The organism is Arthrobacter tumbae (assembly GCF_016907495.1).
GTDB lineage: Bacteria > Actinomycetota > Actinomycetes > Actinomycetales > Micrococcaceae > Arthrobacter_D > Arthrobacter_D tumbae.
The window spans coordinates 3151201-3174803 of sequence record NZ_JAFBCC010000001.1; the positions used below are offsets into that span (position 1 = coordinate 3151201).

At 63.4% G+C, this 23603-nt stretch carries 22 protein-coding genes; 14 read left to right on the top strand and 8 right to left on the bottom strand.

The window, feature by feature from the left end; genetic code table 11:
- Positions 1-10 precede the first annotated feature (10 nt).
- Positions 11-1039: an ion channel gene (locus JOD47_RS14910; RefSeq protein WP_204535432.1), complete on the bottom strand. Its 1029-nt coding sequence runs from the start codon at positions 1037-1039 to the stop codon at positions 11-13.
- 117 nt (positions 1040-1156) lie between these two features.
- On the opposite strand from JOD47_RS14910, the gene JOD47_RS14915 reads away from it, so the two are divergent.
- Positions 1157-1996 carry a siderophore-interacting protein gene (locus JOD47_RS14915; protein ID WP_204535434.1) on the top strand — a complete coding sequence of 280 codons (840 nt, stop codon included), beginning with the start codon at positions 1157-1159 and terminating at the stop codon, positions 1994-1996.
- Between the two features lie 57 nt (positions 1997-2053).
- The gene (gene ligD / locus JOD47_RS14920; RefSeq protein ID WP_204535436.1) at positions 2054-3076 is read left to right on the top strand and encodes a non-homologous end-joining DNA ligase; all 1023 of its coding nucleotides are present in this window, start codon (positions 2054-2056) and stop codon (positions 3074-3076) included.
- 6 nt (positions 3077-3082) lie between these two features.
- On the opposite strand, the gene JOD47_RS14925 is transcribed toward ligD, so the two are convergent.
- Positions 3083-3823, bottom strand: coding sequence for a hypothetical protein (locus JOD47_RS14925; RefSeq protein WP_204535438.1), 741 nt, complete (start codon positions 3821-3823; stop codon positions 3083-3085).
- A gap of 242 nt (positions 3824-4065) precedes the next feature.
- Positions 4066-4512 (bottom strand): DUF6318 family protein, encoded by a 447-nt coding sequence (locus JOD47_RS14930; protein WP_204535440.1) that lies wholly within the window; start codon positions 4510-4512, stop codon positions 4066-4068.
- Here JOD47_RS14930 and JOD47_RS17720 point away from each other — a divergent pair.
- The gene (locus JOD47_RS17720) at positions 4505-4627 is read left to right on the top strand and encodes a hypothetical protein (protein WP_275577886.1); all 123 of its coding nucleotides are present in this window, start codon (positions 4505-4507) and stop codon (positions 4625-4627) included. The genes JOD47_RS14930 and JOD47_RS17720 overlap by 8 nt on opposite strands.
- Positions 4628-4813: 186 nt before the next feature.
- Here JOD47_RS17720 and JOD47_RS14935 read toward each other — a convergent pair whose 3' ends face one another.
- Complete coding sequence (locus tag JOD47_RS14935; protein WP_204535442.1) at positions 4814-5863, bottom strand: ATP-dependent DNA ligase; 1050 nt, start codon at positions 5861-5863, stop codon at positions 4814-4816.
- A gap of 214 nt (positions 5864-6077) precedes the next feature.
- Between JOD47_RS14935 and gcvH the strand changes: the two genes are divergently transcribed.
- The 5 genes from gcvH (at position 6078) to JOD47_RS14960 (ending at position 9068) form a co-directional block, all read left to right on the top strand.
- Positions 6078-6464, top strand: a complete 387-nt coding sequence (gcvH, locus tag JOD47_RS14940; protein WP_204535444.1) for a glycine cleavage system protein GcvH — start codon at positions 6078-6080, stop codon at positions 6462-6464.
- Positions 6465-6539: 75 nt separating this feature from the next.
- Positions 6540-7016: an FHA domain-containing protein gene (locus JOD47_RS14945; protein WP_204535446.1), complete on the top strand. Its 477-nt coding sequence runs from the start codon at positions 6540-6542 to the stop codon at positions 7014-7016.
- 8 nt (positions 7017-7024) lie between these two features.
- Complete coding sequence (ftsR, locus tag JOD47_RS14950) at positions 7025-7774, top strand: transcriptional regulator FtsR (RefSeq protein WP_204535448.1); 750 nt, start codon at positions 7025-7027, stop codon at positions 7772-7774.
- A 9-nt stretch (positions 7775-7783) separates the two neighbouring features.
- The gene (locus JOD47_RS14955; protein ID WP_204535450.1) at positions 7784-8293 is read left to right on the top strand and encodes a bifunctional nuclease family protein; all 510 of its coding nucleotides are present in this window, start codon (positions 7784-7786) and stop codon (positions 8291-8293) included.
- Between the two features lie 181 nt (positions 8294-8474).
- The gene (locus JOD47_RS14960) at positions 8475-9068 is read left to right on the top strand and encodes a MerR family transcriptional regulator (protein WP_204535452.1); all 594 of its coding nucleotides are present in this window, start codon (positions 8475-8477) and stop codon (positions 9066-9068) included.
- A gap of 230 nt (positions 9069-9298) precedes the next feature.
- Here the strand turns inward: JOD47_RS14960 and JOD47_RS14965 are convergent, their stop codons facing one another.
- Positions 9299-10126: a ParA family protein gene (locus tag JOD47_RS14965; protein ID WP_204535454.1), complete on the bottom strand. Its 828-nt coding sequence runs from the start codon at positions 10124-10126 to the stop codon at positions 9299-9301.
- 228 nt (positions 10127-10354) lie between these two features.
- Between JOD47_RS14965 and JOD47_RS14970 the strand changes: the two genes are divergently transcribed.
- The 3 genes from JOD47_RS14970 (at position 10355) to JOD47_RS14980 (ending at position 16708) form a co-directional block, all read left to right on the top strand.
- A complete protein-coding gene (locus JOD47_RS14970) occupies positions 10355-13768 on the top strand; it encodes a pyruvate carboxylase (RefSeq protein WP_204535456.1) in 3414 nt (1137 codons plus the stop codon).
- 75 nt (positions 13769-13843) lie between these two features.
- A complete protein-coding gene (locus JOD47_RS14975) occupies positions 13844-15292 on the top strand; it encodes a MinD/ParA family ATP-binding protein (RefSeq protein WP_239548124.1) in 1449 nt (482 codons plus the stop codon).
- Between the two features lie 3 nt (positions 15293-15295).
- Positions 15296-16708 (top strand): mycothione reductase, encoded by a 1413-nt coding sequence (locus JOD47_RS14980; protein ID WP_204535458.1) that lies wholly within the window; start codon positions 15296-15298, stop codon positions 16706-16708.
- 6 nt (positions 16709-16714) lie between these two features.
- On the opposite strand, the gene JOD47_RS14985 is transcribed toward JOD47_RS14980, so the two are convergent.
- Positions 16715-18532: an AMP-dependent synthetase/ligase gene (locus JOD47_RS14985; protein ID WP_204535460.1), complete on the bottom strand. Its 1818-nt coding sequence runs from the start codon at positions 18530-18532 to the stop codon at positions 16715-16717.
- A 156-nt stretch (positions 18533-18688) separates the two neighbouring features.
- On the opposite strand from JOD47_RS14985, the gene JOD47_RS14990 reads away from it, so the two are divergent.
- Positions 18689-19819, top strand: coding sequence for an ROK family glucokinase (locus JOD47_RS14990; RefSeq protein ID WP_204536782.1), 1131 nt, complete (start codon positions 18689-18691; stop codon positions 19817-19819).
- A gap of 15 nt (positions 19820-19834) precedes the next feature.
- Here the strand turns inward: JOD47_RS14990 and JOD47_RS14995 are convergent, their stop codons facing one another.
- Both JOD47_RS14995 and JOD47_RS15000 read right to left on the bottom strand, forming a co-directional pair.
- Positions 19835-20293, bottom strand: coding sequence for a hypothetical protein (locus tag JOD47_RS14995; protein WP_204535462.1), 459 nt, complete (start codon positions 20291-20293; stop codon positions 19835-19837).
- Positions 20290-21054 carry an alpha/beta hydrolase gene (locus tag JOD47_RS15000; protein WP_204535464.1) on the bottom strand — a complete coding sequence of 255 codons (765 nt, stop codon included), beginning with the start codon at positions 21052-21054 and terminating at the stop codon, positions 20290-20292. The genes JOD47_RS14995 and JOD47_RS15000 overlap by 4 nt, the downstream gene beginning before the upstream one ends.
- A 151-nt stretch (positions 21055-21205) precedes the next feature.
- On the opposite strand from JOD47_RS15000, the gene JOD47_RS15005 reads away from it, so the two are divergent.
- On the top strand, positions 21206-22162 hold the full coding sequence (locus tag JOD47_RS15005; protein ID WP_204535465.1) for a lysophospholipid acyltransferase family protein: 957 nt from the start codon (positions 21206-21208) through the stop codon (positions 22160-22162).
- 66 nt (positions 22163-22228) lie between these two features.
- Entirely contained in the window at positions 22229-23599 is a 1371-nt protein-coding gene (locus JOD47_RS15010; RefSeq protein WP_204535467.1) for a class II 3-deoxy-7-phosphoheptulonate synthase, read from the top strand.
- Positions 23600-23603 lie beyond the last annotated feature (4 nt).

Below are 23603 nucleotides of genomic sequence, written 5' to 3' on the forward strand. Positions count from 1 at the left end.
TCGCTTAGCGCTACGTGGCCAAAGCTCCCGTGATTTCCTGCACCGAAAGCCTTCGTTCTCCCACGTAGTAGAGAACTGCGCCTGCAGGCAGCGGCGCGTGCCACTCCGGGTTGATGACGGTTCCTTCGTGCTGGACTGCAAGTACCGTGGTGGTGAATGTTCGCCCCAACGCTTCCTGTACTTCGCCGAATCTCATAGTCGACAGCGTGTCAGGCAGTGCGGTGCTGTAGGTATTCCTTCCTCCATGGGACATCAGGTCCGCGTAGACAACCGCTATGCCCGGATCCTGAAGCTCTTCAATAGCAAGACGCGGTGAGTGCCACTGAACGCAGCGGACATCGTCGTCGACATAGGAGAAATTGCTCGCGCGGCTCATATCCCGCAAGGTGACGACGATATGCGCGTCGGGATTCACGTGCGTGACGGCCACGGTGACAGCCAGCGCTTCGTTATCGTCCCGGGCGTCGATGAGAATGCGCCTGGCGCGGTGGATCCCTGCACGCTTCAGCACGCCTTCTTCGGCGAGGTCGCCTCGGACGAAGCCGAGATTCGAGTGCTCCGCCATGGGGTTCTCAAGCACGTCATCCCACGTGCATAGCGCCACGGGGTCAGCGCTGTCTGACAGTATTTCCTGCACCAGCCGTTCGGTGCGGCCGGGCGTGTAGCCGACAATCACCAGGTGGTCCGACATATCGAGGTCCAGCTGACCCTTCATGCGCCGTCCTTTCGCGTTTTCGATCGCGGTTGCGATGCGGGTGAAGAGCGTGGTCAGCGTGACAATGCCGCCGATGATGACGTACACGCCGACGAGGTGGCCGCCGATTGTGGTGGGAAAGAAATCGCCGTAGCCGACAGTGGAAGCCGTGACCATGAACCACCACCAGTAATTCTCGGGTGAGGTGATGGTGTTGCTGGTCGGCTCTGCCCATGCCATGAGCGGCCAACTGGTCAGGAACACTGTAAGGATAATGAGCGTCGGCGCCACCCAGATGCGGGAGCGGCCGAGTCGGCGGATCAAGCGGGAGAGTACAAACGGCAACCCGGCGTTCCTTCCTGGGGATGGAGAATCACTCTCTGACCCTACGCCCTTGGGCCCGGCGGGCCTTGAGGCCATGAAGATTCCATGGAAATTGTCCGGGCGTGAGAAATTGGGGGTATGGATGCACCTTCGCCGAGAGCCAAGCCTGCCCGTCCTCAACTTGTCTTCGATGTCTTAGGGACTTCGTGGGTGACCCCGCACATGGTGCGGGTGACGCTCGGCGGACCTGCCTTCGAACAGTTTCGACCCAAGGACGTCACCGACAGCTACGTCAAGATGCTGTTTGCCAAGCCGGAACTCGGTCTCGAACCGCCGTACGATCTCGTTGCGCTTCGTGAACAGCTTCCGCCTGACGATGTGCCGGTCACTCGCACGTACACTGTCCGGCGGGTCGATTCGGTGGACCGAACCATCGACATAGATTTCGTCGTACATGGCGACGAGGGCCTGGCCGGGCCCTGGGCTGCCCGCGCAAAGCAGGGAGACCGGATTGCATTGATGGGGCCCAATGGAGCCTACGCTCCTGACGCGACCGCCGATTGGCACCTTTTCGTGGGTGATGCATCGGCGCTGCCCGCCATTGCTGCTGCTCTTGAGTACCTGCCGGCGGAGGCGGCCGGAGTAGCTTTCCTCGAGTGCCGCGGACACGACGACGTCATCGAGCTCACCAAACCGTCGGGTGTAGAGGTCGTTTGGGTTCACCGTGAGGCGCGCGATGACACGACGGCATCGTTACTTGCCGCTGCGGTAGCGGGTTATGAGTGGCCGGCCGGCCGAGTGCAGGTCTTTGCGCACGGCGAGCGGGAATCCATGAAGGCGCTGCGGGACGTGTTCTTGAAAGAGCGCGGACTGTCCAAGAACCAGCTCTCCCTGTCCGGATACTGGGCTGCCGGGCGTACCGAAGACAGGTTCCAGGCTGAGAAGCGTGAGCCGATCGGCGTGATTCTCCCGGCTTGACCCTGGGCGGCGTGCCGCACCGGGGATGTCCGTGGTCCCGCAGAGTATGTTGGACGCATGGCATCCGAGGCGACAGTCTTATCCGTTGATGGGCCGCACGGCACCCGCGAGGTTCGTATTTCGAGTCCCAGCCGCGTCATGTGGCCGGCACTCGGGTTGACGAAGCTTGACCTGGCCAAGTACCTCATTGACGTGGGTGAGGCTTTTATTACGGCCAACGGCGACCGGCCGCTTGCGCTGCAGCGTTTTGGTGACAACATCGACGGCGACCAATTCTTTTCGAAAAATCCGCCGAAGGGTGCACCGGACTACATCCGGTCCGTGAAGGTCGAGTATCCGAGTGCGCGGTCTCACCCGCAGCTGGTGATTGACGAGCCGGCGGCAGCGGTGTGGGCAGCCCAGATGAACACCGTTGTGTTTCACCCCTGGCCGTCCCGCGCCGATAATTCGGACAACCCTGACCAGTTGCGCATCGACCTGGATCCTCAACCCGGTACTGATTTCGACGACGCCGTACCTGCTGCAATTGAGCTGCGGAAGGTGCTTCAGGAGGCCGGACTCAACGCCTTCCTGAAAACGTCCGGTAATAGGGGAATTCACGTGTACGCGCCGATCGAGCCGGTCCGGGAGTTCCTCGACGTACGGCATGCGGTGATTGCTGCTGCGCGTGAGCTTGAGCGGCGTATGCCTGAGCAGGTGACCACGTCCTGGTGGAAGGAAGAGCGTGGAGAACGGGTGTTCGTCGACTTCAATCAGGCGAACCGGGATCGCACTATCGCAGGCGCGTACAGTCCTCGTGCGCTTTCACATGCGCCTGTTTCCTGCCCCATCACGTGGGACGAACTTGAGAAGGTTCATCCGAAAGACTTCACGATTCTGACCGTGCCGGATCGGTTGCGTACGGTCGGTGATCCGTGGGCCGACTTCCATGAGAAACCCGGCACCATCGATACGCTGCTCGAGTGGTGGCAGCGCGATTTGGATTCCGGTCTCGGGGAGCTGCCGTTTCCTCCCGACTACCCGAAGATGCCGGGGGAGCCACCCAGGGTTCAGCCGAGCCGGGCGAAGAAGGACAAGTAGGTCCCTCTAGCATCCCCACGCTGACGGGTTCTCTGCGCAGGTGCCGTCCACCAGCCGGTTATCCGAGCGCCAGACACTGATGAGATGCGGCTCCGATTGGACTGCAGCTTGTCCCGCGATAGGAATCCAGGGCCCGTCATTGACCGAATAGTCACCGTTGAAGCGGGTGCTGAGGACGAGATTGTAGTCGCCGGTCGCGCTGTAGACATGGCTGGTGGGCGTTTCCACCAGGAGCCAGTCTGACTCCGTAACGGCGTTCCCTGCCGTTTGAGTGGTCCGGGTAGTGCCGTCGCCGTAGTTCCAGTCGTAAGCCACTGGCCACGCACGGATGCGCACCTGGTCGCCGAGGGTTTCGAAGGTGAACTCCTGTTCCTCAACGTCCGCCCAGAAGTTGTTGTGTCCGCCCAGTAGGCCAAAGTTGTTCGGCTCTGAAACCACGGCAGCGGCGATGATCGGCTGACTCTGGAAGTCCTCGAGAGTAATGACGACCGCAGGTTCCGCCACCTCGCCGCCATTTGGCGGTTCCGGCGCAGGGGAGCCGGGGTAGAGGCAGGACCTGTCGCCTGTGGGGGTTTCCGTAGGCGGGGTAGTGGAGCTGTCGATGGCAATCCACTCGACTAATGCGCCGTCCGGCTCAGCATCACACTGCGCGTTGAGGTCCACGCAGACCGCGGGGTCAAGATTATTGCCCACGTTTTGAAGACAAACCCGCTCGTAGGTGTAGGTGATGCCAGCCGATTCAGCCAAAGCGTTCGATCCACCGTTGGAGCCGTCCGCTTCGCCTGCCGAAGGTCCGGGGGGACTCTGCGCTGGCGCCGGATCACCGTTTTCAACGACCACCTTGCCGGGCCCCCACCCTGCGTCGACAGGTTCCTCAGGCGGGGTCAGACCCGGTCCGGGTGCAACGGCAAGGAAGGCTATCAACGCTGATATTCCGACTCCTCGAAACCTCGCAGAGGACACTGTCTCAACGCAGCTCAACATCAGTTTCAATCCACGTTCACGGCGCCGACATCGAGAAGGCGCCAAGCACGGTTCTCGTAAAAAGCAATGAGTTCATTCAGGTCTGGATCGGTGAAGCCGGGTGTTTCGTTGAGCAACGTTCCGTCGGACGCATAGTACGTAGCGGACTGTTGAGTGATTGTGATGAAGGAGGACACAGACCCGTGAACGTTCTGCTCAAACTCGCTGTCGAAATTTTCGACTTGAATCTCGTTACCGACGACCCAGCCGTCTTTTGCGAATGCTTCGCCGATGGAACCCGTTATGTTGCTACAGGTTCCACACTCCGGATCCGTTACCGCTTTCAACGGCTCGAGATCGTTTGTCGCGTATGCATAGTTCAGCAGCTCAAACCACCACGTCGTGAACGCCTCCAGCCCCTCCACTGAATTTTCGTCGGCTAGAGCCGGCTTCTCGGGAACCGGAATGTTCACGGCGGGCCCAGCTGCGGAAGCAGGGGACGGTGTAGGCGTCGGAGTCGGCGTCGCTGAAGGCGATTCTGACGCCGTAGCAGCAGCTGACGCCGACGGAGCCTCGGACGGCGTTTGAGCCGCGCCGGGGTCACCGCCGGTGCACCCGGTGAGAACAAGTACTGAAAGGGTGGCGCCGGCAAGGGCGTTCGCCACGCGAGACTGAGCCATGAATTCCCCGAACATGTGATTTTGTGGGCCGCCAACCATCCTAACCAGAGTCGGTTGGCAACCCTGTAGTTATCCACAATCCGGGGTAACGAAGCTAGGCGAGTACCTCGCTCAGGTCGTAGGCCGCCGGAATTTCGAGCTGCTCGAACGTACAGGACCGCGCCTCCCGGTCCGGGCGCCACCGCTCAAACTGCACCGTGTGCCGGAACCTGTCGCCTTCCATCTGGTCGTACCGCACCTCCATTACCCGCCGCGGGTGTAAGCGGACGTATGAGACGTCCTTCGCGGAGGCGAACCGGCTCCGGTCCGTCTCCCCGCGAACAACCTCGCCGTCCTCGTCACGTAGGACATCGGGCTCAAGCTCGTCGATCAGTTCCAACCGCCGCTTGTCGGAGAATGCGGAGGCGCCGCCCACATTACGCAACTCACCGCCGTCGTCGTACAGTCCCAAAAGAAGCGAACCAACACCCTGACCGCTCTTGTGTACGCGGTAACCGAGCACGACGGCATCGGCAGTGCGCTTGTGCTTGACCTTGAGCATGCGGCGTTTATTCGGCTCGTAGCCGGCGGTCAGCGGCTTGGCGACCACGCCGTCCAGGCCTGCGCCCTCGAACTCTACGAGCCAGCGTCGCGCGAGTTCGACGTCGCCGGTCACCTGTGAAAGGTGCACCGGCTCCGAGAACGTCTCAGCGATTCCCTCCAGCGCTTTCCGGCGCTCGGCAAACGGAACTTCCAGCAGGTTATGTTCGTCGAGACCGAGCAGATCGAAGGCAATGAACGACGCTGGTGTCTCCTTCGCGAGCAGGCGCACCCTGCTGTCGGCCGGGTGGATGCGCTGCGACAGAGCTTCCCAGTCGAGGCGTTCAGCTCCCGGTTCACCGCGGCGGACAACAATTTCTCCATCGACCACGCACCGCTCGGGAAGGTTCTCAAGCAGTGCCTCCACGAGTTCGGGAAAGTACCGGGTGAGAGTCTTGGACCCACGGCTGCCGATTTCACACTCTCCGTCTTCGATGCGGATAACCGCTCGGAAGCCGTCCCACTTCGGTTCATAGCTCAAGCCGCCGGAAACGCTGTCGGGTTCCGGCACGGCGTCCACGGCTTTGGCGAGCATCGGCTGAATCGGAAAGGGCAGGTCAGTCATGGGTTGATCCTGTCTCATCGAGACTTGAATTTCCATGGACGCTGCGTACATACAGCTCGGGCGCGGCTGGAACTGAACCTTTTGAAAGGGGTCACACTGGGCAGGGCCACTGTGCCTATACTCGTTCCTAAGGCCCCGGATCGGAAGATAAGGGGCCGCCGCTTATTCACCGCATGCCAGGAATCTTCCGTCCGGTGCCCACGAAAGGCCGACAATGAGCAACATTCCCGAAGACCTTTACTACACCGCCGAACACGAGTGGGTTACAGCCCCCGACAACGATGGCGTTGTCCGTGTAGGCATCACCGACTTCGCCCAGGATGCGCTCGGCGACGTCGTCTATGTTCAGATGCCGGAGGCCGGCTCGAAAGTGGGCTCGTCCGACGTCATCGGTGAAGTCGAATCCACCAAGAGCGTCAGCGACATCTACGCGCCGCTCACGGGCGAGGTCGTCAACCGCAACGAAGCGCTCGACGGCGATCCTGCCCTGATCAACACCGATCCGTACGGCGATGGCTGGCTGCTTGAGATCAAGGTTGAGGACAACTCAGTGGTCAAGGAGCTTCTCAGTTCGTCGGAATACTCACAGCAGGTAGGCTAGAGTCACCGGCTAGGCAAACAGATGGTGGCCAGCCGGGTAACCGGTTGGCCATGTGTTTTGGGGAAGGAATTTTCAATGGTAGGCGAGAACAACGCAGCCGCGCAGGACGCTTCGGGATCGCATGTGCCTTCGCCTGAAACCACCACCATCGGACTGCCGCCGCAGACCTCCGCGTCCGTGGAGCCGCGGCTGACCCACGAGGAACTCGCGGCCGTTGCAGCACTCCCGGCCGGATCAGCGCTGTTGATCGCACATACCGGGCCAAATGCCGGTGCGCGTTTCCTGCTGGATGAAGACGTCACCACAGTTGGGCGCCACCCCAACGCCGACATCTTCCTGGATGACGTAACGGTTTCCCGCAAGCATGCTGAATTCCACCGTGAATCCGGGGGCTTCCGGGTTGTCGACTCCCGCAGCCTCAACGGCACCTATGTCAACAATGACCGCGTGGACACCGTTGTGCTGCGCAATGGTCACGAAGTGCAAATCGGCAAGTTCCGTCTCACCTTCTATGCTGCCGGGAGCGTGTCGCAGCCGCAGGGTCAGGTCTAGGGACCTCGATGCCCTCCTCCCAGCCGTCCCGGCGACCCGTGGGTGTAGCCCCGGAGCGCGTCAGCGGGAACGTACTGAATATCGGGGAGGTCCTCACCGAGCTGGCCGGGGACTTCCCGCAGATCAGCGCATCCAAGATCCGGTTCCTTGAGGAAAAAGGGCTGATCACCCCCCAGCGCACCCGGGCGGGCTACCGGAAATACACGCCTGTCGACGTCGAGCGCCTGCGTTTTGTCCTGGCCCTCCAACGCGATCAGTACCTGCCGCTCAAGGTCATCAAGGACTACCTCGACGCAGTGGACCGGGGAGAACGTCCCGACAACCTGCCCGGCGGCCTCACCCTCGCGCCGCGGATGGTGTCGGAGCAGCTCGCCCGCGAGCTCGGATCACACGCCCGGCGTCTTACGCGGGAAACCCTCGCCGCGGAGGCCGGCGCACGCCCCGAACTGGTTCGGGACCTCATGGCGTTCGGCCTCATCGCCGAGGTTGAGGGCCGCTTCGATGAACACGCACTGAAGATCACCCGTGCTTGTGTGCAGCTGGAGTCACACGGGATCGAACCACGCCACCTTCGTCCCTTTCGTGCAGCAGCAGACCGTGAACTGGGTCTTGTTGAGCGCGTCGTCGCCCCGGTCGCCTCCCGCCGTGACGTCGCTTCCAAGGCCAGGGCGGCAGAAACAGCTCGTGAGATCAGCGAGCTTTGCCTCAACCTCCATAGCGCCCTCGTCCAGGGCCAGATTGCACGGATGGAAAACTAGGAGGCAGACATGATCGAGATGGATGTTGTGGGCGTTCGCATCGAGCTACCGTCCAATCAGCCCCTGGTCCTGCTCAAGGAAGCGGCAGGCACCCGCCACATCCCCATTTGGATCGGGGCGCCGGAGGCCAGTGCAATCGCCTTCGTCCAGCAGGGCATCATCCCGCCGCGTCCCATGACCCACGACCTCCTGGTCAGCATCGTCGCCGCCCTCAATCACACGGTCACCGAGGTTCGGATAGTTCGGGTGGAGGACACGGTTTTCCACGCTGAGGTGGTGTTCACGGACGGCATTACAGTGAGTTCCCGCGCCTCGGACGCCATCGCTATCGCACTGCGCGTACCGTGCCCCATCTACTGCGCTCCACAGGTCATGGAGGACACCGGGGTGGAGATTGCAGAAGCAGATGACGACGACGCCGAGGCCGCCTCCCCGGAAGGTCAGGCTAACGCTGAGCGTGAGTTGAAGCAGTTCCGCGAGTTCCTGGCCGACGTCGAGCCTGAAGACTTTGAGAAGTAACCCAAAACGACACGCTTGGATTGTATGAGCGGCATCTTTGACCTCGGCCACCCGGGGATCTAACGTCGAAGCATACAGTTCCCATTGCACTAGCTGTAAACTCAGGGCAGACACTCAATAGACCCCTGTGGACCTCGGCTTGCGCCACTTCCCCCCGGGAACCAGAACGAGGAGGCAACACGTGAGTCCGAAAGGCGACGCCGGTACGGGTGCCAACGCGGCCGCTACAGGTACTGCGATACCTGCCAGCGCACAGGGCCTACTCTTCACCGAAGACCTTCCTGTGCTTGATGAGGACGCGGGTTACCGCGGACCTACAGCCTGCAAAGCCGCAGGCATCACCTACCGCCAACTCGATTACTGGGCACGCACCGGACTTGTTGAACCGGCCGTTCGGGGCGCCAAGGGCTCCGGGTCCCAGCGTCTCTACGGTTTCCGCGACATCCTCGTGCTCAAGGTCGTCAAACGCCTGCTGGACACTGGCGTCTCGCTGCAGCAGATTCGCAGCGCCGTTGAGCACCTGCGGGAGCGCGGAGTCGAAGATCTTGCGCAGATCACTTTGATGAGTGACGGCGCCAGCGTGTATGAATGCACGTCTGCTGACGAGGTGATTGACCTTGTCCAGGGCGGGCAGGGAGTCTTCGGCATCGCCGTCGGGCGTGTATGGAGGGAAGTGGAAGGCAGCCTCGCAGCGCTACCCAGCGAGCACGCCTCCGATCGGAATTTCCCGGATGACGAATTGAGCAAGCGACGGGAAGCCCGCAAGATCAGCTGACCAGGAGCAAGCATTATGCCCCGCCTCGAGCGGGGCGTTTTGTGCCATGCGTCAGGATCGGGCCGAGCGCTGGATGCGCCCGCCGTCTGTTGGAGCAATCTGGACAAGGCTGGGACCAAACTGGAGATCGGTGAGCAGTATTCCGCTCTCACTCGACCGGTTTGCTCACGCCGTGGTCCGGTCTGCTCACGCCGTGGTCCGGTGTGCAGCCCTCGCCCGAATGACGAGCCTTAGCGGCGCGCCACCCGATTGCGCATACGGCCGGAATCGAGCAGGGCGCGCAGCAAATCATCAAAGTATCCGGCGGCCTGCTTGGCCGATTCACCCGGCCAGTGGTGCACCGCATGCGCAGCGCCCTGAATCTGCTGCCAGTTCGCCTGCTCTGCAATGGTGGGGCTGAGCAGCAGGTCACCGAACATCTGCTTCATCTCGTTCAACCGGAACGTGTGCTCATTGGAACCGGTGCGCACCCGGTTGGCCACAATCCCTGCGGGTGCGAGGTTCGGCGCAAACTCGTTCTTGAAAAGTTCGATCGCGCGCATGGTCCGTTCAGTGCCGGCGACCGAGAACAGACCGGGCTCGGCAACAAGCAGAACCCGGTTGCTCGCGGTCCAGGCCATGCGCGTCAGTCCGTTCAGTGACGGTGGGCAGTCAATCAGGACAAGGCGGTAACCCTCAACCCGTTCCAGCAGCATCGACAACCGGCGCAGGTCACGCTTGCCGAGGTCGGGGCGGTCGTAGATGCCGGAATATGCAGAACCGATCGCGACATCGAGGACGGGAGCCGTCGTGCTGGAGCCGCGCTTCACCGCGTTATTCACCCAGCCGCTTGGTACCACATTCGCCGCGAGATCTCCCCGCCGTGCATTTTTCAGCAGGCGGCCGATATCAATCTGGTCATTGGCCTGCACACCCAGTCCTGTGGTGGCGTCCGCATGCGGATCGAGATCAACAACAAGTGTGGGAATCCCGGCGGACATCGCCGCGGATGCCAGTCCCAGGGTGACCGAGGTCTTGCCGACCCCACCTTTGAGGCTGCTGATGCTCACTACTTGCACTTGTTGAACCAATACCTAACGTTGAGATGCCCAGATGGCAGGGTTTATCGTCCCCGCACACCTATTCATCATAGGTGGACCGATAGATCGAACGAACCCGGCTCCACGGTGGGGCGCGACAAGAAGTTACCGGCTCATGAACGCAAATTACTGTGACCAGAAAGACCAAATGTAGGCTGGGGACGCTAAGTTGTCGTTCCATCGAACCCGCAAGAGCGCAGGAGAGCAATGTTCTCGAAGATTCTGGTAGCTAATCGTGGCGAGATCGCCATTCGTGCGATGAGGGCGGGTTTTGAAACCGGCGCGAAGACGGTGGCGGTTTTCCCGCAGGAGGACCGGAATTCGATTCACCGGCAGAAGGCGGACGAGGCGTACCTGATCGGTGAGGAAGGCCACCCGGTCCGCGCATATCTGGATGTGGATGAAATTGTCCGGGTAGCAAAGGAAGCTGGCTGCGATGCTATTTATCCGGGTTATGGCTTCCTGTCCGAGAACCCGAACCTCGCACGGGCAGCGGCCGAGGCTGGTATCACCTTTGTCGGTCCGCCCGCGGACGTGCTGGAACTGGCTGGAAACAAGGTCCGTGCGCTGGAAGCGGCACGTCAGGCTGGTATCCCGGTCCTGAAGTCCTCCCAACCTTCGGCTGATCTTGAGGAGCTGGTCGCGGCGGCGGATGAGATCGGTTTCCCGATCTTCGCCAAGGCGGTTGCCGGCGGCGGTGGCCGGGGTATGCGCCGGGTGGATAAGCGCGAGGATCTGCGCGAAGCACTTGAGGCGGCGATGCGTGAGGCGGATTCCGCGTTCGGCGATCCCACGATGTTCCTTGAGCAGGCTGTGCTGCGTCCACGGCATATCGAGGTTCAGATCCTCGCTGACGCTGAAGGCAACGTGATGCACCTGTTCGAGCGGGATTGTTCGCTGCAGCGCCGGCATCAGAAGGTCATCGAGATCGCACCGGCACCGAATCTGGATGAGAACATCCGGCAGGCGCTGTACCGTGACGCGGTTGCCTTCGCGAAGGCCTTGAATTACGTGAACGCGGGCACGGTGGAATTCCTCGTGGACACTGTCGGTGAACGCGCCGGGCAGCACGTCTTCATCGAGATGAATCCGCGGATCCAGGTGGAGCACACGGTGACGGAGGAAGTCACCGACGTGGACCTGGTCCAGTCCCAGCTGCGGATTGCTGCGGGGGAGACGCTCGCTGATCTTGGCCTGTCGCAGGATTCCGTGCGGTTGCGGGGCGCTGCCCTGCAGTCCCGGATTACCACTGAGGATCCGGCGAACGGGTTCCGCCCCGACGTCGGGAAGATCACCGCGTACCGGTCCGCCGGCGGAGCGGGCGTGCGCCTGGACGGCGGCACCGTGTATGCGGGTGCTGAGATCAGCCCGCACTTCGACTCGATGCTGGTCAAGCTCACCTGCCGCGGCCGGGATTATGAATCCGCGGTCCGCCGGGCACGCCGCGCGTTGGCGGAGTTCCGGGTGCGCGGGGTGTCGACGAACATTTCGTTCCTGCAGGCGGTGCTGGAGGATCCGGACTTCATTGCCGGTAACATCGCCACCTCGTTCATTGATGAGCGTCCGGAGCTGTTGACGGCACGGGTGTCCGCTGACCGTGGCACGAAGCTGCTGAACTGGTTGGCTGATGTCACGGTGAACAAGCCCAACGGGGAACTCACCGTGGAGCTTGACCCAGCCGAGAAACTACCCGAACTCAGCGAGTCGGAGCAGGACACGGCGCAGCGTCCGGGAAGCCGTCAGCGGCTCCAGGAGCTGGGTCCGGAGGGTTTCGCGGCGGAGCTGCGCGCCCAGACGGCGTTGGCTGTCACCGACACCACCTTCCGCGATGCGCACCAGTCTCTGCTGGCAACCCGTGTTCGTACCCGTGACCTGGCCGCTGCTGGTAAGGCCGTGTCAGCGAAAATGCCGGAACTGTTCTCGGTCGAGGCGTGGGGCGGAGCTACCTACGATGTCGCGCTGCGGTTCCTGGGCGAGGACCCGTGGGAGCGGCTCGCAACCCTGCGCGCCGAGATGCCCAACGTGTGTCTGCAGATGCTTCTGCGCGGCCGCAACACCGTTGGTTATACCCCGTACCCGGAAGCGGTCACCGAAGCGTTTGTGCAGGAAGCCGCTGCGACGGGTATCGATATCTTCCGGATCTTCGACGCCCTGAACGATGTTTCGCAGATGGAACCTGCGATCCGCGCGGTCCGGGATACCGGAACCGCCGTCGCCGAGGTAGCCCTGTGCTACACCTCGGACATGCTCGATCCGGAGGAAAAGCTTTACACCCTGGACTACTACCTCGACCTCGCGCAGCGCATCGTGGACGCCGGAGCGCACATCCTCGCAATCAAGGACATGGCCGGGCTGCTGCGCCCGGCCGCGGCGGCGAAGCTCGTCACCGCGCTGCGGGAGCGGTTCGACCTGCCGGTCCACCTGCACACCCATGACACCGCGGGAGGCCAGCTCGCCACCCTGCTGGCGGCTTCCAACGCCGGTGTCGACGCCGTGGACGTTGCCAGTGCGTCGCTGGCAGGCACCACCAGCCAGCCCTCGGCCTCCGCGCTGGTCGCAGCCCTCGCGCACACCGAACGGGACACCGGCATGTCGCTGGAGGCAGTAAGCTCCCTCGAACCGTACTGGGAAGCAGTGCGGCGGGTGTACGCACCGTTCGAGTCCGGGCTGCCCGGGCCTACAGGCCGGGTCTACCGCCACGAGATCCCGGGCGGTCAGCTCTCCAACCTCCGCCAGCAGGCCATCGCACTCGGGCTCGGCGAACGCTTCGAGGCCGTCGAGGACATGTACACGGCAGCGGACCGGATGCTCGGCCGGCTGGTGAAGGTCACCCCGTCCTCGAAGGTCGTGGGCGATCTTGCCCTGCAACTCGTCGGCTCCAACGTGGACCCTGCAGCGTTCGAGGAAAACCCGCAAAGCTATGACATCCCGGATTCTGTGATCGGGTTCCTCAGCGGTGAACTCGGCGACCCGCCCGGAGGCTGGCCTGAACCGTTCCGCACCAAGGCCCTACAGGGGCGCACCGTCAAGGTACGCGACGCCGACCTGGCCGCCGAAGACCAGCAAGCCCTGGAGGGGGACTCGGCGACCCGCCGGACCACGCTGAACCGGTTGCTGTTCGCCGGTCCCACCAAGGACTTCCAGAGCACTCGCGAAACTTTCGGTGACGTGTCCGTCCTGGACACCCGCGATTACCTCTACGGGCTGCAGCAGGGCGGCGAGCACGTCATCGAACTCGAGAAGGGTGTGCGGCTCATCGCTACCCTCGAGGCGGTCTCCGACGCCGATGAGAAGGGTATGCGCACCGTCATGTGCACGCTCAACGGGCAGATGCGGCCCGTTGTCGTACGTGACCGGAGCGTGCACAGCGACGTCAAGGCCGCGGAGAAAGCCGACCCTGCCCAGCCCGGGCACGTCGCCGCCCCGTTCGCCGGAGCAGTGACCCTCAGCGTCGCCGAGGGAGACACCGTCCAGGCCGGAGACACCATCGCAACCATTGAAGCAATGAAGATGGAAGCAGGCATCACCACCACCGTCGGCGGAACCGTCAAACGACTGGCCATCAGCGCCATCGAACAGGTACAGGGCGGCGACCTCCTCCTGGTCATCGACCCCTCCTGAGGCCCGCCTGCGCTAAGGTGATGCAGAATCCACCTGCAGCCTCCTGCTGTGGGCGTTATGCGAGCGTGAGGAATCATGGCGAACGAGAAGAAGCCGGCAGAGCGGTCCACGAACCAGGGCGGGGTGCCGCAGCAGCCGGGAGAGGCGGTCATCACCGAGGACCAAGCCTCCGTTGAGGCGTTCGCTGATAACGTCCGCCAGGCAGAGCCGGATGCGCAGGCAGAACCGGATGAGCAGGCGGAGGCCGCTGAGGCGGAGGACACAGCGCCGGACGCTACCGGGGAGTACACGCTGAGCTCCGAAGGCGACGCCGCAGTGTCAGGCGGCTCTGACCCGGCCGGTCCTGCAGTGGTCCAGGCACCGTTGCCGGATCGCCTCCCGCACATCTTAACGACGCCCGCCAGTCCCGGGCAGCGCCCGGGACAGCACCCCACCGATTCTGCTGATCTCACCCTGGCCGACAGCGACATCCGGCTCGCCGACGATGAGGAGTCGACAGGCTGGATGCCGTCGGCTGGTCTGAGCGGCGAAGTATCGGAAGCGCCTCAGGCAGCCGCCCCTGCGGTTCCTGACCGGAGCGCCCGGCGGAACAAGGAACAGGGCCCGGAGCCGGCGTCGTCGTTGACGGCGGACAGGCTGTTGACGTCGCAGCAGCGCGCTCCGGTCAGCGGGTGGCGGCACTGGCTGTACAGGGCGACCTTCGGCTACCTGAACCTCGGCGATTCCGATGCCGTGCGCATCCGGCGTGCGCTTGAGCACCGGGTGAGCGTCCGGTTGGGGGAGCGGACCCGGTATGTCCCCGTGCTCTCCCGCAAGGGCGGCGTCGGGAAGACAACAGTGACCACCCTGCTTGGAATGGCTCTGGCAGACATCCGTGAGGACCGGATCATCGCCATGGACGCCAACCCGGACCGCGGCACTCTCTCCGACCGGTCGCCGGGCAAAGCGGAGTTCACCGCCCGCCAGCTGGTGCAGAACCGGTTCATGGTGGATTCCTTCGCACAGCTGTCCAGCTACGTCGCACGCGACGGTTCACGCCTGCACGTCCTCGCCTCGGACACCGATCCGGCCGTCGCCCAAGCTTTCGATGACGCTGATTACCGCGCCGTGACGGACATCCTCGGGCGCTACTACTCGATCGTCCTGACCGACTCCGGCACCGGTATGGTGCACTCGGTCATGAAGGGCACCCTGGAGAAGGCCGATGCCGTCGTGCTCGTTTCGGGCGGCAGTGTCGACGAGGCGCGCCTTGCGTCGGAGACGCTCTCCTGGCTGGAAGCGCACGGCCGCCATGACCTGGTGGCCAAGGCTATTGTCGTGGTCAACCTGTCCTCCGGAAACCGCACCGAGGTCAACGTCAACGAGATCGAGGAACACTTCCGTTCCCGTGTCAGCACTGTGGTACGCATCCCGTATGACCGTCATCTCGCGGAGGGCTCCCGCGTTGAGCTCTCCAAACTGCAGCCCCGCACCAGGGACGCAGTGGTTGAGCTCGCCGCTCTTGTCGTAGATCAGCTGCACTGATCCGTGACCCACTACGACCTCGCGATCATCGGTTCCGGCTCCGGCAACACCATCATCACGCCCGAGTGGGATGACAAAAAGATCGCGATTATCGAGGGCGGCACGTTCGGCGGAACCTGCCTGAATGTGGGCTGCATCCCCACCAAGATGCTTGTCTACCCGGCGGAGCTTGCCCGCGCAGCCGACGACGCCGGCCGCCTCGGCGTCGACCTGCAGCACACCGGTACACGCTGGGCAGACCTGCGGGACCGGATCTTCACCCGCATCGACAGTTTCTCCGAGGCGGGGCGTGTGTACCGCGCGGATGAACTGCAGCATGTGGACCTATACGAGGAAGACGTCCGTTTCACTGGCGACCGCACTCTGACGACACAGGCCGGCGCGGAAATCACAGCCGACCAGGTGGTCATTGCAGCGGGCTCCCGGGCAGTGATTCCGGATATCCCCGGACTGGACCTGCCGCAGGTCCACACCTCTGACACTGTCATGCGGCTGGAAGAACAGCCACGGCGCATGCTGATCATCGGCGGCGGGTACATTGCAGCGGAGTTCGCGCACATCTTCTCCTCCCTCGGCACCGAAGTCACCCTCGCGGTGCGGTCAGGACAGATGCTGCGGTCCCTCGACGACACCGTCTCCGAACGCTTCACCGAAAATGCACTGGTTCAGTGGAAGGTCCTTACCGAACGCCAGGTGATCGGGGTGGACAGCAACGCAGACGGATCGGTCACCGCTGCGCTGACGGGTCCGGATGGAACCGGGCTCAGCGTGGAGGCCGACGTCGTGCTTGTCGCGACCGGACGCACGCCGAACAGTGACCGGGTGGGTGCATCGGGAGTTGGTTTCGACGTGACCGAAGACGGCAGGGTCGCGGTTGACGCGTTCCAGCGGGTGCTCAGGGACGGCGCGCCCGTCTACGGAGTCTGGGCTCTCGGGGACATCTCAAGCCCCTTCCAGCTGAAGCACGTGGCCAACCATGAAGCGCGGGTGGTCTCCCACAATCTGCTTCACCCGGAGGCCCTGCATGCCAGCGATCACCGTTATGTGCCGGCGGCCGTGTTCACCAGGCCACAGATTGCGACGGTGGGGCTTACCGAAGAGCAGGCTCTGGAACGCGCGGAACGAACGGGTTCACGCGTTGCGGTGGCGGTTCAGCAGTACGGATCGACCGCCTACGGCTGGGCAATGGAGGACACCACAGGAATCGTGAAGGTGATCGCGGAGGAAGACAGCGGCATCATCCTCGGCGCACACATCATGGGTCATGAAGCCTCGAACCTGATCCAGCCGATCATTCAGGCAATGCACTTCGGCATGGATGCGTTCACCGTGGCCCGCGGCCAGTACTGGATTCATCCTGCGCTTACCGAGGTGGTGGAGAACGCCCTGCTTTCGCTCAAGGCGCCCTCCACCTGAGAGCACCTAGGCCTGCTGCATGCGCTGCTGTACGTAGATCTCCTCAACCACCGTGGAGTAGTCCTTGAGCACCTGTGCGCGCTTGATCTTCATCGACGGCGTGAGATGACCGCTTGCCTCCGTGAAGTCCTGCTCAACAATGCGGAACACCTTGATGGCTTCCGCCTGGCTGACCGACTCATTTGCCGAATCGACCAGCGCCTGGATCTCCGCCCGGACCGCGGAATGATGCGCCGCTTCAGCCATGGTGGTGCCCGCGGGAAGGTCATGACGCTCAAGCCATCCGGGCAGAGCCTCTTCGTCGAGGGTGATCAGAGCTGAGATGAACGGCCGCTGGTCTCCCACGACCACACACTGGGACACGAGCGCGTTGGCGCGGATAGTGTCCTCCAGCTGCGCCGGGACGACGTTCTTGCCGCTGGCCGTCACGATGATTTCCTTCTTGCGTCCTGTGATACTCAGGAAGCCGTCCTCGTCGAGCTGCCCGATGTCGCCAGTGTGGAACCAGCCGTCGGTGAAGGCTTCCTCCGTGAGATCGGGACGCTTGAAGTAGCCTTTCAGGACGCAGACGCCCTTGGCGAGGATTTCGCCGTCGTCCGCGATCCTGACCGCGTTGCCCGGCAGCGGCGCACCCACCGTCCCTATCTTGATCTTCTGCGGCGTGCTGACCGAGATGGGTGCCGTGGTTTCGGTCAGCCCGTACCCTTCAAGCACCATCAGCCCGATGCCGTGGAAGAAGTGGCCGAGCCGGTCACCCAGGGGCGCGCCGCCGGACACAGCGTGCTGGACCCTGCCGCCCATCGCGGTCCGGATTTTGCCGTAGAGCAGCTTGTCGAAGATGGCGTGCTTGACCTTCAGGCCGAGGCCCACCTTGCCTGCCTGATCGGCTTTCGACCAGGCGATTGCGACGTCGACGCCGGCATGGAAGATCTTGCCCTTGCCGTTGTCCTCTGCCTTCAGCATGGAGTTGTTGTAGACCTTCTCGAACACGCGCGGGACGGCCAGGATGAAGGTCGGCTTATAGCTCTGCAGGTCCGGAAGCAGGTTCTTGATGTCCGGCGTATGCGCAACAGTGGCGCCGGCGGCGACGCAAAGCACGGAGATGAACCGGGCGAAGACGTGCGCGAGGGGCAGGAACATGATGGTCTGTGCGCCCTCATGTGCAACCTCGGGCAGGGCCGCCGCCGCGTTCTCGGACAGCTCGACAAAGTTGCCGTGCGTCAGTTCGCACCCCTTGGGCTTTCCGGTTGTCCCGGACGTGTAAATGATGGTCGCTATATCGTCCAGGCCTGCGATCAGGCGCCGTTCCTCAAGCGCCGCATCGTCAATGCCCGTGCCGGCCGTCCGCAGGGTGTCGAGCCCGCCGCCGTCGAACTGCCAGACGTCGCGGAACCCCTCCAGGCTCTCCGAAGCGACTGCCTGACGCACCACATTCTCGTGGCGGCCCGACTCAACGAAGGCAGCGACAGCACCGGAATCACCTAGGATCCACGCAACCTGCGACGGAGAGGAAGTCTCGTACACAGGTACGGAAACAGCGCCCGCGAACCAGACGGAGAAATCGACCAAAGCCCACTCATACCGGGTGCGCGCCATGATCGCGACGCGGTCGCCCGCTTCCACCCCGGACGCCATCAGGCCCTTGGCAATTCTGCGAACGTCGGAAAGGAAGTCCGTTGCGCGGATATCGGACCATTGCCCTGCGGCATCCTTGGTGGCAAAAAGGGCAGGATTGCTGGGTTTTTCCGCCTGCTTCACCACGAGGTGCGTAGTGTTGTTGTCCCGAGGGACCTTCACCTTGACCGGAACGCTGAATTCGCGCACGGGAATCTCCTTTGATCTTCATCACATCCTGTGAGTGGCCCTAGCCTATAGCTTTTCCCGGGAGCTCTTACTCTCCAGTAATGTACAAAACGGTAACGGTGAGCCGCAGTCATCAACGTGGCGCAGTCCCAGAACGACGGCGAGAGGCCGGTACCCATGCAGGCGGAACCAGAAGAGCGCCCCGCGGCAGGCGGAAACCGCTTCGGTAGCGGCAGCCGCCAATCCCCGAGATCGCCGCTGGCCGCGGATTCCCGTTACGCGGCGCGGCCGCTGCGTGCACGCGGACTTGCCATCGGCATTGACATCGGCGGGACCAAGGTCGCAGCCGGCGTCGTCGATCCCTACGGCACCATCGTTGCCTCCGCACGCAGGGAAACACCCGGCCAGGACCCGCGCGCCGTGGAAAGGGTCATCGTGGACCTGGTGCAGGAGCTGGGACGTGGTCGCCGCATCCGGTCGGTCGGGATCGGCGCCGCAGGGTGGATGGACCTCGACAACGGGACGGTCCTGTTCAGTCCCCACCTTGCCTGGCGCAACGAACCGTTGAGGGCCAACCTGGAGAAAGCGCTGCGGCGGCGCGTCACCGTGCTGAATGACGCCGACGCCGCGGCCTGGGCCGAGTGGCGTTTCGGTGCCGGTCGCGGGGAACCACGGCTCGTTCTCATCACGCTGGGCACCGGCATAGGCGGCGCTATGATCATGGGCGGTGTGCTTGAGCGCGGACGCCACGGCGTGGCGGGGGAGTTCGGCCACCAGATCATCGTGCCCAACGGGCATCGCTGCGAGTGCGGGAACCGTGGCTGCTGGGAGCAGTACGCCTCGGGTAATGCGCTGGGCAGGGAAGCCCGCGAGCTTGCGTACGCCAATTCGCCCGTGGCGCAAACGCTGCTGCAGGAGGTGAACGGCGACATCGACGCGATCACCGGCGCAGTGGTCACCCACCTGGCGCTTCGGGGCGATCCGGTGTGCCGGGAGTTGATTGACGACGTCGGCCAGTGGCTTGGTCTGGGCCTCGCGAACCTCGGTGCCGCCCTGGACCCGGGGACGTTTGTCATCGGTGGCGGACTCGGTGCTGCGGGGCAACTCCTCATTGATCCCGCGCGGCGCGCCTTCGAACGCAACCTGACCGGGCGCGGATTCCGGCCGGCGGCGACAATCACCTCAGCGGCGCTCGGCCCGGATGCCGGGCTCGTCGGAGCCGCGGACCTCTCGCGGATCAGATACCGCCCACTGCTGGGCAGGGCCTACGGAACCGCGCCGTCGGGCCGTTTCAGTGAGCGGCGCTGAGCGGCCGGTGGCGGGCTAGACCTCCGCGCCGTCGTCGTCGTAATCGCGGGTCTTCGGAAGGCGGAAAATCAGGAACGTCACGCTCGCAATGAAGATCGCGACGATTCCCAGCATCAGGGTGGTGGGGGCCGACCGCCAGAACATCGCGATCAGCATGAGCGTGATCGGACCGCCGACCGCGCACAGCCAGGCCAGCACCACGAGGGGTTCTCCCACGCCCAGGGCCGGAGGTTCGGGCGGCTGGTACGTGCCGTCATCCTCGTCTTCGACCGCCGCGTAATCCCGCGGACCGGGCGGGGCCGGCGCAGGTTGGTTGTCGAAGATCGCTCGAACGCGCTCCTCGGCGGTAGGTGCAGGTCCTGATGCCTGCCGCTCGGGAAGTTCACTGCCGGGGGATTCTTCCAACCGTGCGACGAGGTCCTGCCAGACGGCGTCGTCAGTGGACTCGTTAGGGTCCTGTGCTCGGGGACTCATGCGGTGGTACCTGCCGTCACGTGCTCGATGAATGCTGCGGAGCGCTCGAAGATGAGCTCCTGGTCGTGGTCCATGGTGGCCACGTGGTAGCTGTTCTCCAACCGTATTACCTCCAAGTGTGCGCTCCCAATGCGCCGCTGCAGAACTTCCAGACTGCTTTCCGGGACAATCCTGTCCACGTTGGACCGGAAGACCAGCGTGGGCGCGGTGATCTGGGGGAGCCGGTCGGTGGTATCACGGAAGAGCTGCGCGAGCTGGTGGACTGCAGCGACCGGCGTGCGGGGATACGCCCGCTCGTCCATGCCCTCCTTTCGGATGTCATTGCCGATCGAGGGGACCGACCGGAGCAGATACTTCAGTACGCCGGCGTAGCGGGCGCGCGGATCACCGATGGTGAGACCGGGATTGACGACGACGACGCCGGCCACAGGTTCCAGTGCCGCCAGCCGGAGAGCGAGGGCACCACCCATCGACAGCCCTGCCACAACCACCGCGTCCGTAGTGCGAACCAGATCCCGGTATGCGGTATCGATTCCCTCGTACCAGCGCTGCCAGGGCGTCCTCGCGAGCTCCTGCCAGGTGGTGCCGTGACCTGCAAGCAACGGGAGCCGCACCGCAAAGCCCTGATCAGCCAGGTACCGGGCCCATTCGACCATGCTCGCCGGCGAGCCGGTGAAGCCGTGGCTGAGGAGAACCCCGATGCGCGCCTTACTGCCTGAACCGTTCGAGGAGAATGCTGCGAGAGTGGGGTCGGCCGTCATGATTCCAATGGTGTCACCGCGTTCCGTGGACTGCCAGTGACGTCCCGCACACCGTCCGCCCGTAGAGTAGTGTTCCAAGAACCCGTTTGCGGAAGGCATGGTTTTGCCTGTTTCCAGATAATCGGAACATCCACGCAGGAAGGCTGGCAGAGTGTTCTACTGGATCATGAAGAGGATCTTTATTGGTCCACTTGTGAATCTCCTGTTCAGGCCATGGGTCAAGGGCCTGGACAACATTCCGGCAACCGGTGCAGCTGTCATTGTGAGTAACCACCTGTCCTTTTCGGATTCGATCTTCCTCCCACTTGCGGTGCCGCGACCGGTGGTGTTTCTCGCCAAATCCGAGTACTTCACGGGTAGGGGTTTGAAAGGAAAGCTGACCGCTGCTTTTTTCCGGCTGACGAACCAGCTGCCGATGGACCGGTCCGGGGGCGCTGCTTCCGCTACGTCGCTGTCGGCTGGGGAAGAAATACTCAACTCCGGTGCGTTACTGGGAATCTATCCTGAGGGGACGCGTAGCCCGGACGGCAGGCTGTACCGCGGAAAGACCGGCGTCGCGAAGCTTATCCTCGCCACCGGGGTACCGGTCATACCGGTCGCCATGATCGGTACGGACAAGGTGCAGCCCATCGGAAGGCGGATCCCGAATATTCGCCGCGTGGGCATCATCGTGGGGGAGCCGATGGACTTCCGGCGCTACGCAGGGATGGGCGAGGACCGCTTCATCCAACGCTCGGTGACCGATGAAATCATGTATGCGCTCATGCGGCTTTCCGGCCAGGAGTATGTCGACGTCTACGCCAGCAGCGTCAAGGAGCGCCTTGCCGGCGCGAAGACGGCGGGCAAGAAGACCGGCAAAAAAGCCGAGCGGGTTGCGGATCCGTCCCGCCAGGCCGCCGTTCGGCTGGAAGGCTCCGCTCCGGCAGACGCGGTTCAGCCGTCGTCGGACACCGCCTTGCCGCCGAGCACTGAAGGCCCACTGCCCGGTGAAGTGCGGACGATCGGACGTGAGCCCGGCGAGGCCGCCGATGAGACGCCGGATCCTCCTGCCGCCCCGCGGCGATCCAGGACCAGGCACGAGGGCGATTCCAGCAGTCGGGCTATGTGACGGGACGTGCGCCGCCGCATGACAAGGGAGTCCGCCGTCGTCCGGTATAGCCATTAGGCTTAAGCGGTGACCGAAACAACCGTGACCTCCGCATCCCATTCAGCAGTACCCGACCATGGGCTGGATTCATGGCGGGAGCTGGCGATTTCCCAGCAGCCCAGCTGGCAGGACTCCACGGTTCACCGGTCTTCCCTTGAAGAGCTTTCCACGCTGCCGCCGCTTGTGTTCGCGGGCGAGGTGGATGTGCTGCGCGAGCGGCTCGCTGCCGCTGCCCAGGGCAAGGCGTTCCTCCTGCAGGGAGGCGATTGCGCGGAAACATTTGAGGGTGCCACCGCGGACAGAATCAGCGCCCGTGTGAAGACCATCCTCCAGATGGCCGTAGTTCTCACCTACGGCGCCTCGCTCCCTGTCATCAAGATGGGGCGCATGGCCGGACAGTTCGCAAAGCCGCGTTCATCGAATGATGAAACCCGCGAAGGCGTGACACTGCCCGCATACCGCGGGGACATGGTGAACGGGTATGACTTCACGCCGGAGAGCCGGGGACATGACGCGTCCCGAATGGTGAGGGCGTACCACACCTCCGCATCGACGCTCAATCTGATCCGCGCCTTCACCCAGGGTGGCTTCGCTGACCTGCGTCTCGTCCATCACTGGAACAAGGGCTTCACAGCCAACCCGGCCCACTCGCGCTACGAATCGCTGGCGCGCGAGATTGACCGCGCCGTCCGCTTCATGGAAGCCTGCGGCGCCGACTTCGATGCCTTGACCCGCGTCGAATTCTTCGCCAGCCACGAGGCGCTGCTGCTCGAGTACGAGCGCGCGTTGACCCGCACCGACTCGCGCACAGGGCTGCCCTATGACACATCGGCGCACTTCCTGTGGATCGGCGAGCGAACGAGGGATATCGACGGCGCTCACATTGATTTCCTGTCACGCGTCCGCAACCCCATCGGGGTGAAGCTCGGCCCCGGTACGTCGCCTGATGATGCTTTGGCACTCATCGACAAGCTGGATCCCAACAGGGAACCGGGCCGCCTCACGTTCATCACCCGCATGGGCGCGACGAATATCCGCGAGAAGCTGCCCAACCTTGTGTCGAAGGTGACTGATTCCGGCGCCAAGGTCCTCTGGGTCACTGATCCGATGCACGGCAACACCGTCACTTCCCCCAACGGGTACAAGACCCGCAATTTCGATGATGTCATGGATGAGGTGCGCGGATTCTTCGAGGTGCACAACGAACTCGGCACCTTCCCCGGCGGCCTTCACGTTGAAATGACCGGTGACGACGTCGCTGAGTGCCTCGGAGGAGCGGACCCGATCGATCAGGAAGCGTTCCTCGACCGTTATGAGTCCGTGTGTGATCCACGCCTGAACCACATGCAGTCCCTTGAGATGGCTTTCCTCGTCGCTGGGGCGTTGTCCCGACGCTGACCGC

What these genes read in the sequence shown, in the direction of transcription:
- JOD47_RS14945 (WP_204535446.1), top strand. Translation starts at nt 6,540, where the DNA reads ATGGTAGGCGAGAACAACGCAGCCGCGCAGGACGCTTCGGGATCGCAT.
- JOD47_RS14995 (WP_204535462.1), bottom strand. Translation starts at nt 20,293, where the DNA reads ATGAGTCCCCGAGCACAGGACCCTAACGAGTCCACTGACGACGCCGTC.
- ftsR (WP_204535448.1), top strand. Translation starts at nt 7,025, where the DNA reads ATGCCCTCCTCCCAGCCGTCCCGGCGACCCGTGGGTGTAGCCCCGGAG.
- JOD47_RS15000 (WP_204535464.1), bottom strand. Translation starts at nt 21,054, where the DNA reads ATGACGGCCGACCCCACTCTCGCAGCATTCTCCTCGAACGGTTCAGGC.
- JOD47_RS14935 (WP_204535442.1), bottom strand. Translation starts at nt 5,863, where the DNA reads ATGACTGACCTGCCCTTTCCGATTCAGCCGATGCTCGCCAAAGCCGTG.
- gcvH (WP_204535444.1), top strand. Translation starts at nt 6,078, where the DNA reads ATGAGCAACATTCCCGAAGACCTTTACTACACCGCCGAACACGAGTGG.
- JOD47_RS14970 (WP_204535456.1), top strand. Translation starts at nt 10,355, where the DNA reads ATGTTCTCGAAGATTCTGGTAGCTAATCGTGGCGAGATCGCCATTCGT.
- JOD47_RS17720 (WP_275577886.1), top strand. Translation starts at nt 4,505, where the DNA reads ATGTTCACGGCGGGCCCAGCTGCGGAAGCAGGGGACGGTGTAGGCGTC.
- JOD47_RS14915 (WP_204535434.1), top strand. Translation starts at nt 1,157, where the DNA reads ATGGATGCACCTTCGCCGAGAGCCAAGCCTGCCCGTCCTCAACTTGTC.
- JOD47_RS14990 (WP_204536782.1), top strand. Translation starts at nt 18,689, where the DNA reads ATGCAGGCGGAACCAGAAGAGCGCCCCGCGGCAGGCGGAAACCGCTTC.
- JOD47_RS14975 (WP_239548124.1), top strand. Translation starts at nt 13,844, where the DNA reads ATGGCGAACGAGAAGAAGCCGGCAGAGCGGTCCACGAACCAGGGCGGG.
- JOD47_RS14955 (WP_204535450.1), top strand. Translation starts at nt 7,784, where the DNA reads ATGATCGAGATGGATGTTGTGGGCGTTCGCATCGAGCTACCGTCCAAT.
- ligD (WP_204535436.1), top strand. Translation starts at nt 2,054, where the DNA reads ATGGCATCCGAGGCGACAGTCTTATCCGTTGATGGGCCGCACGGCACC.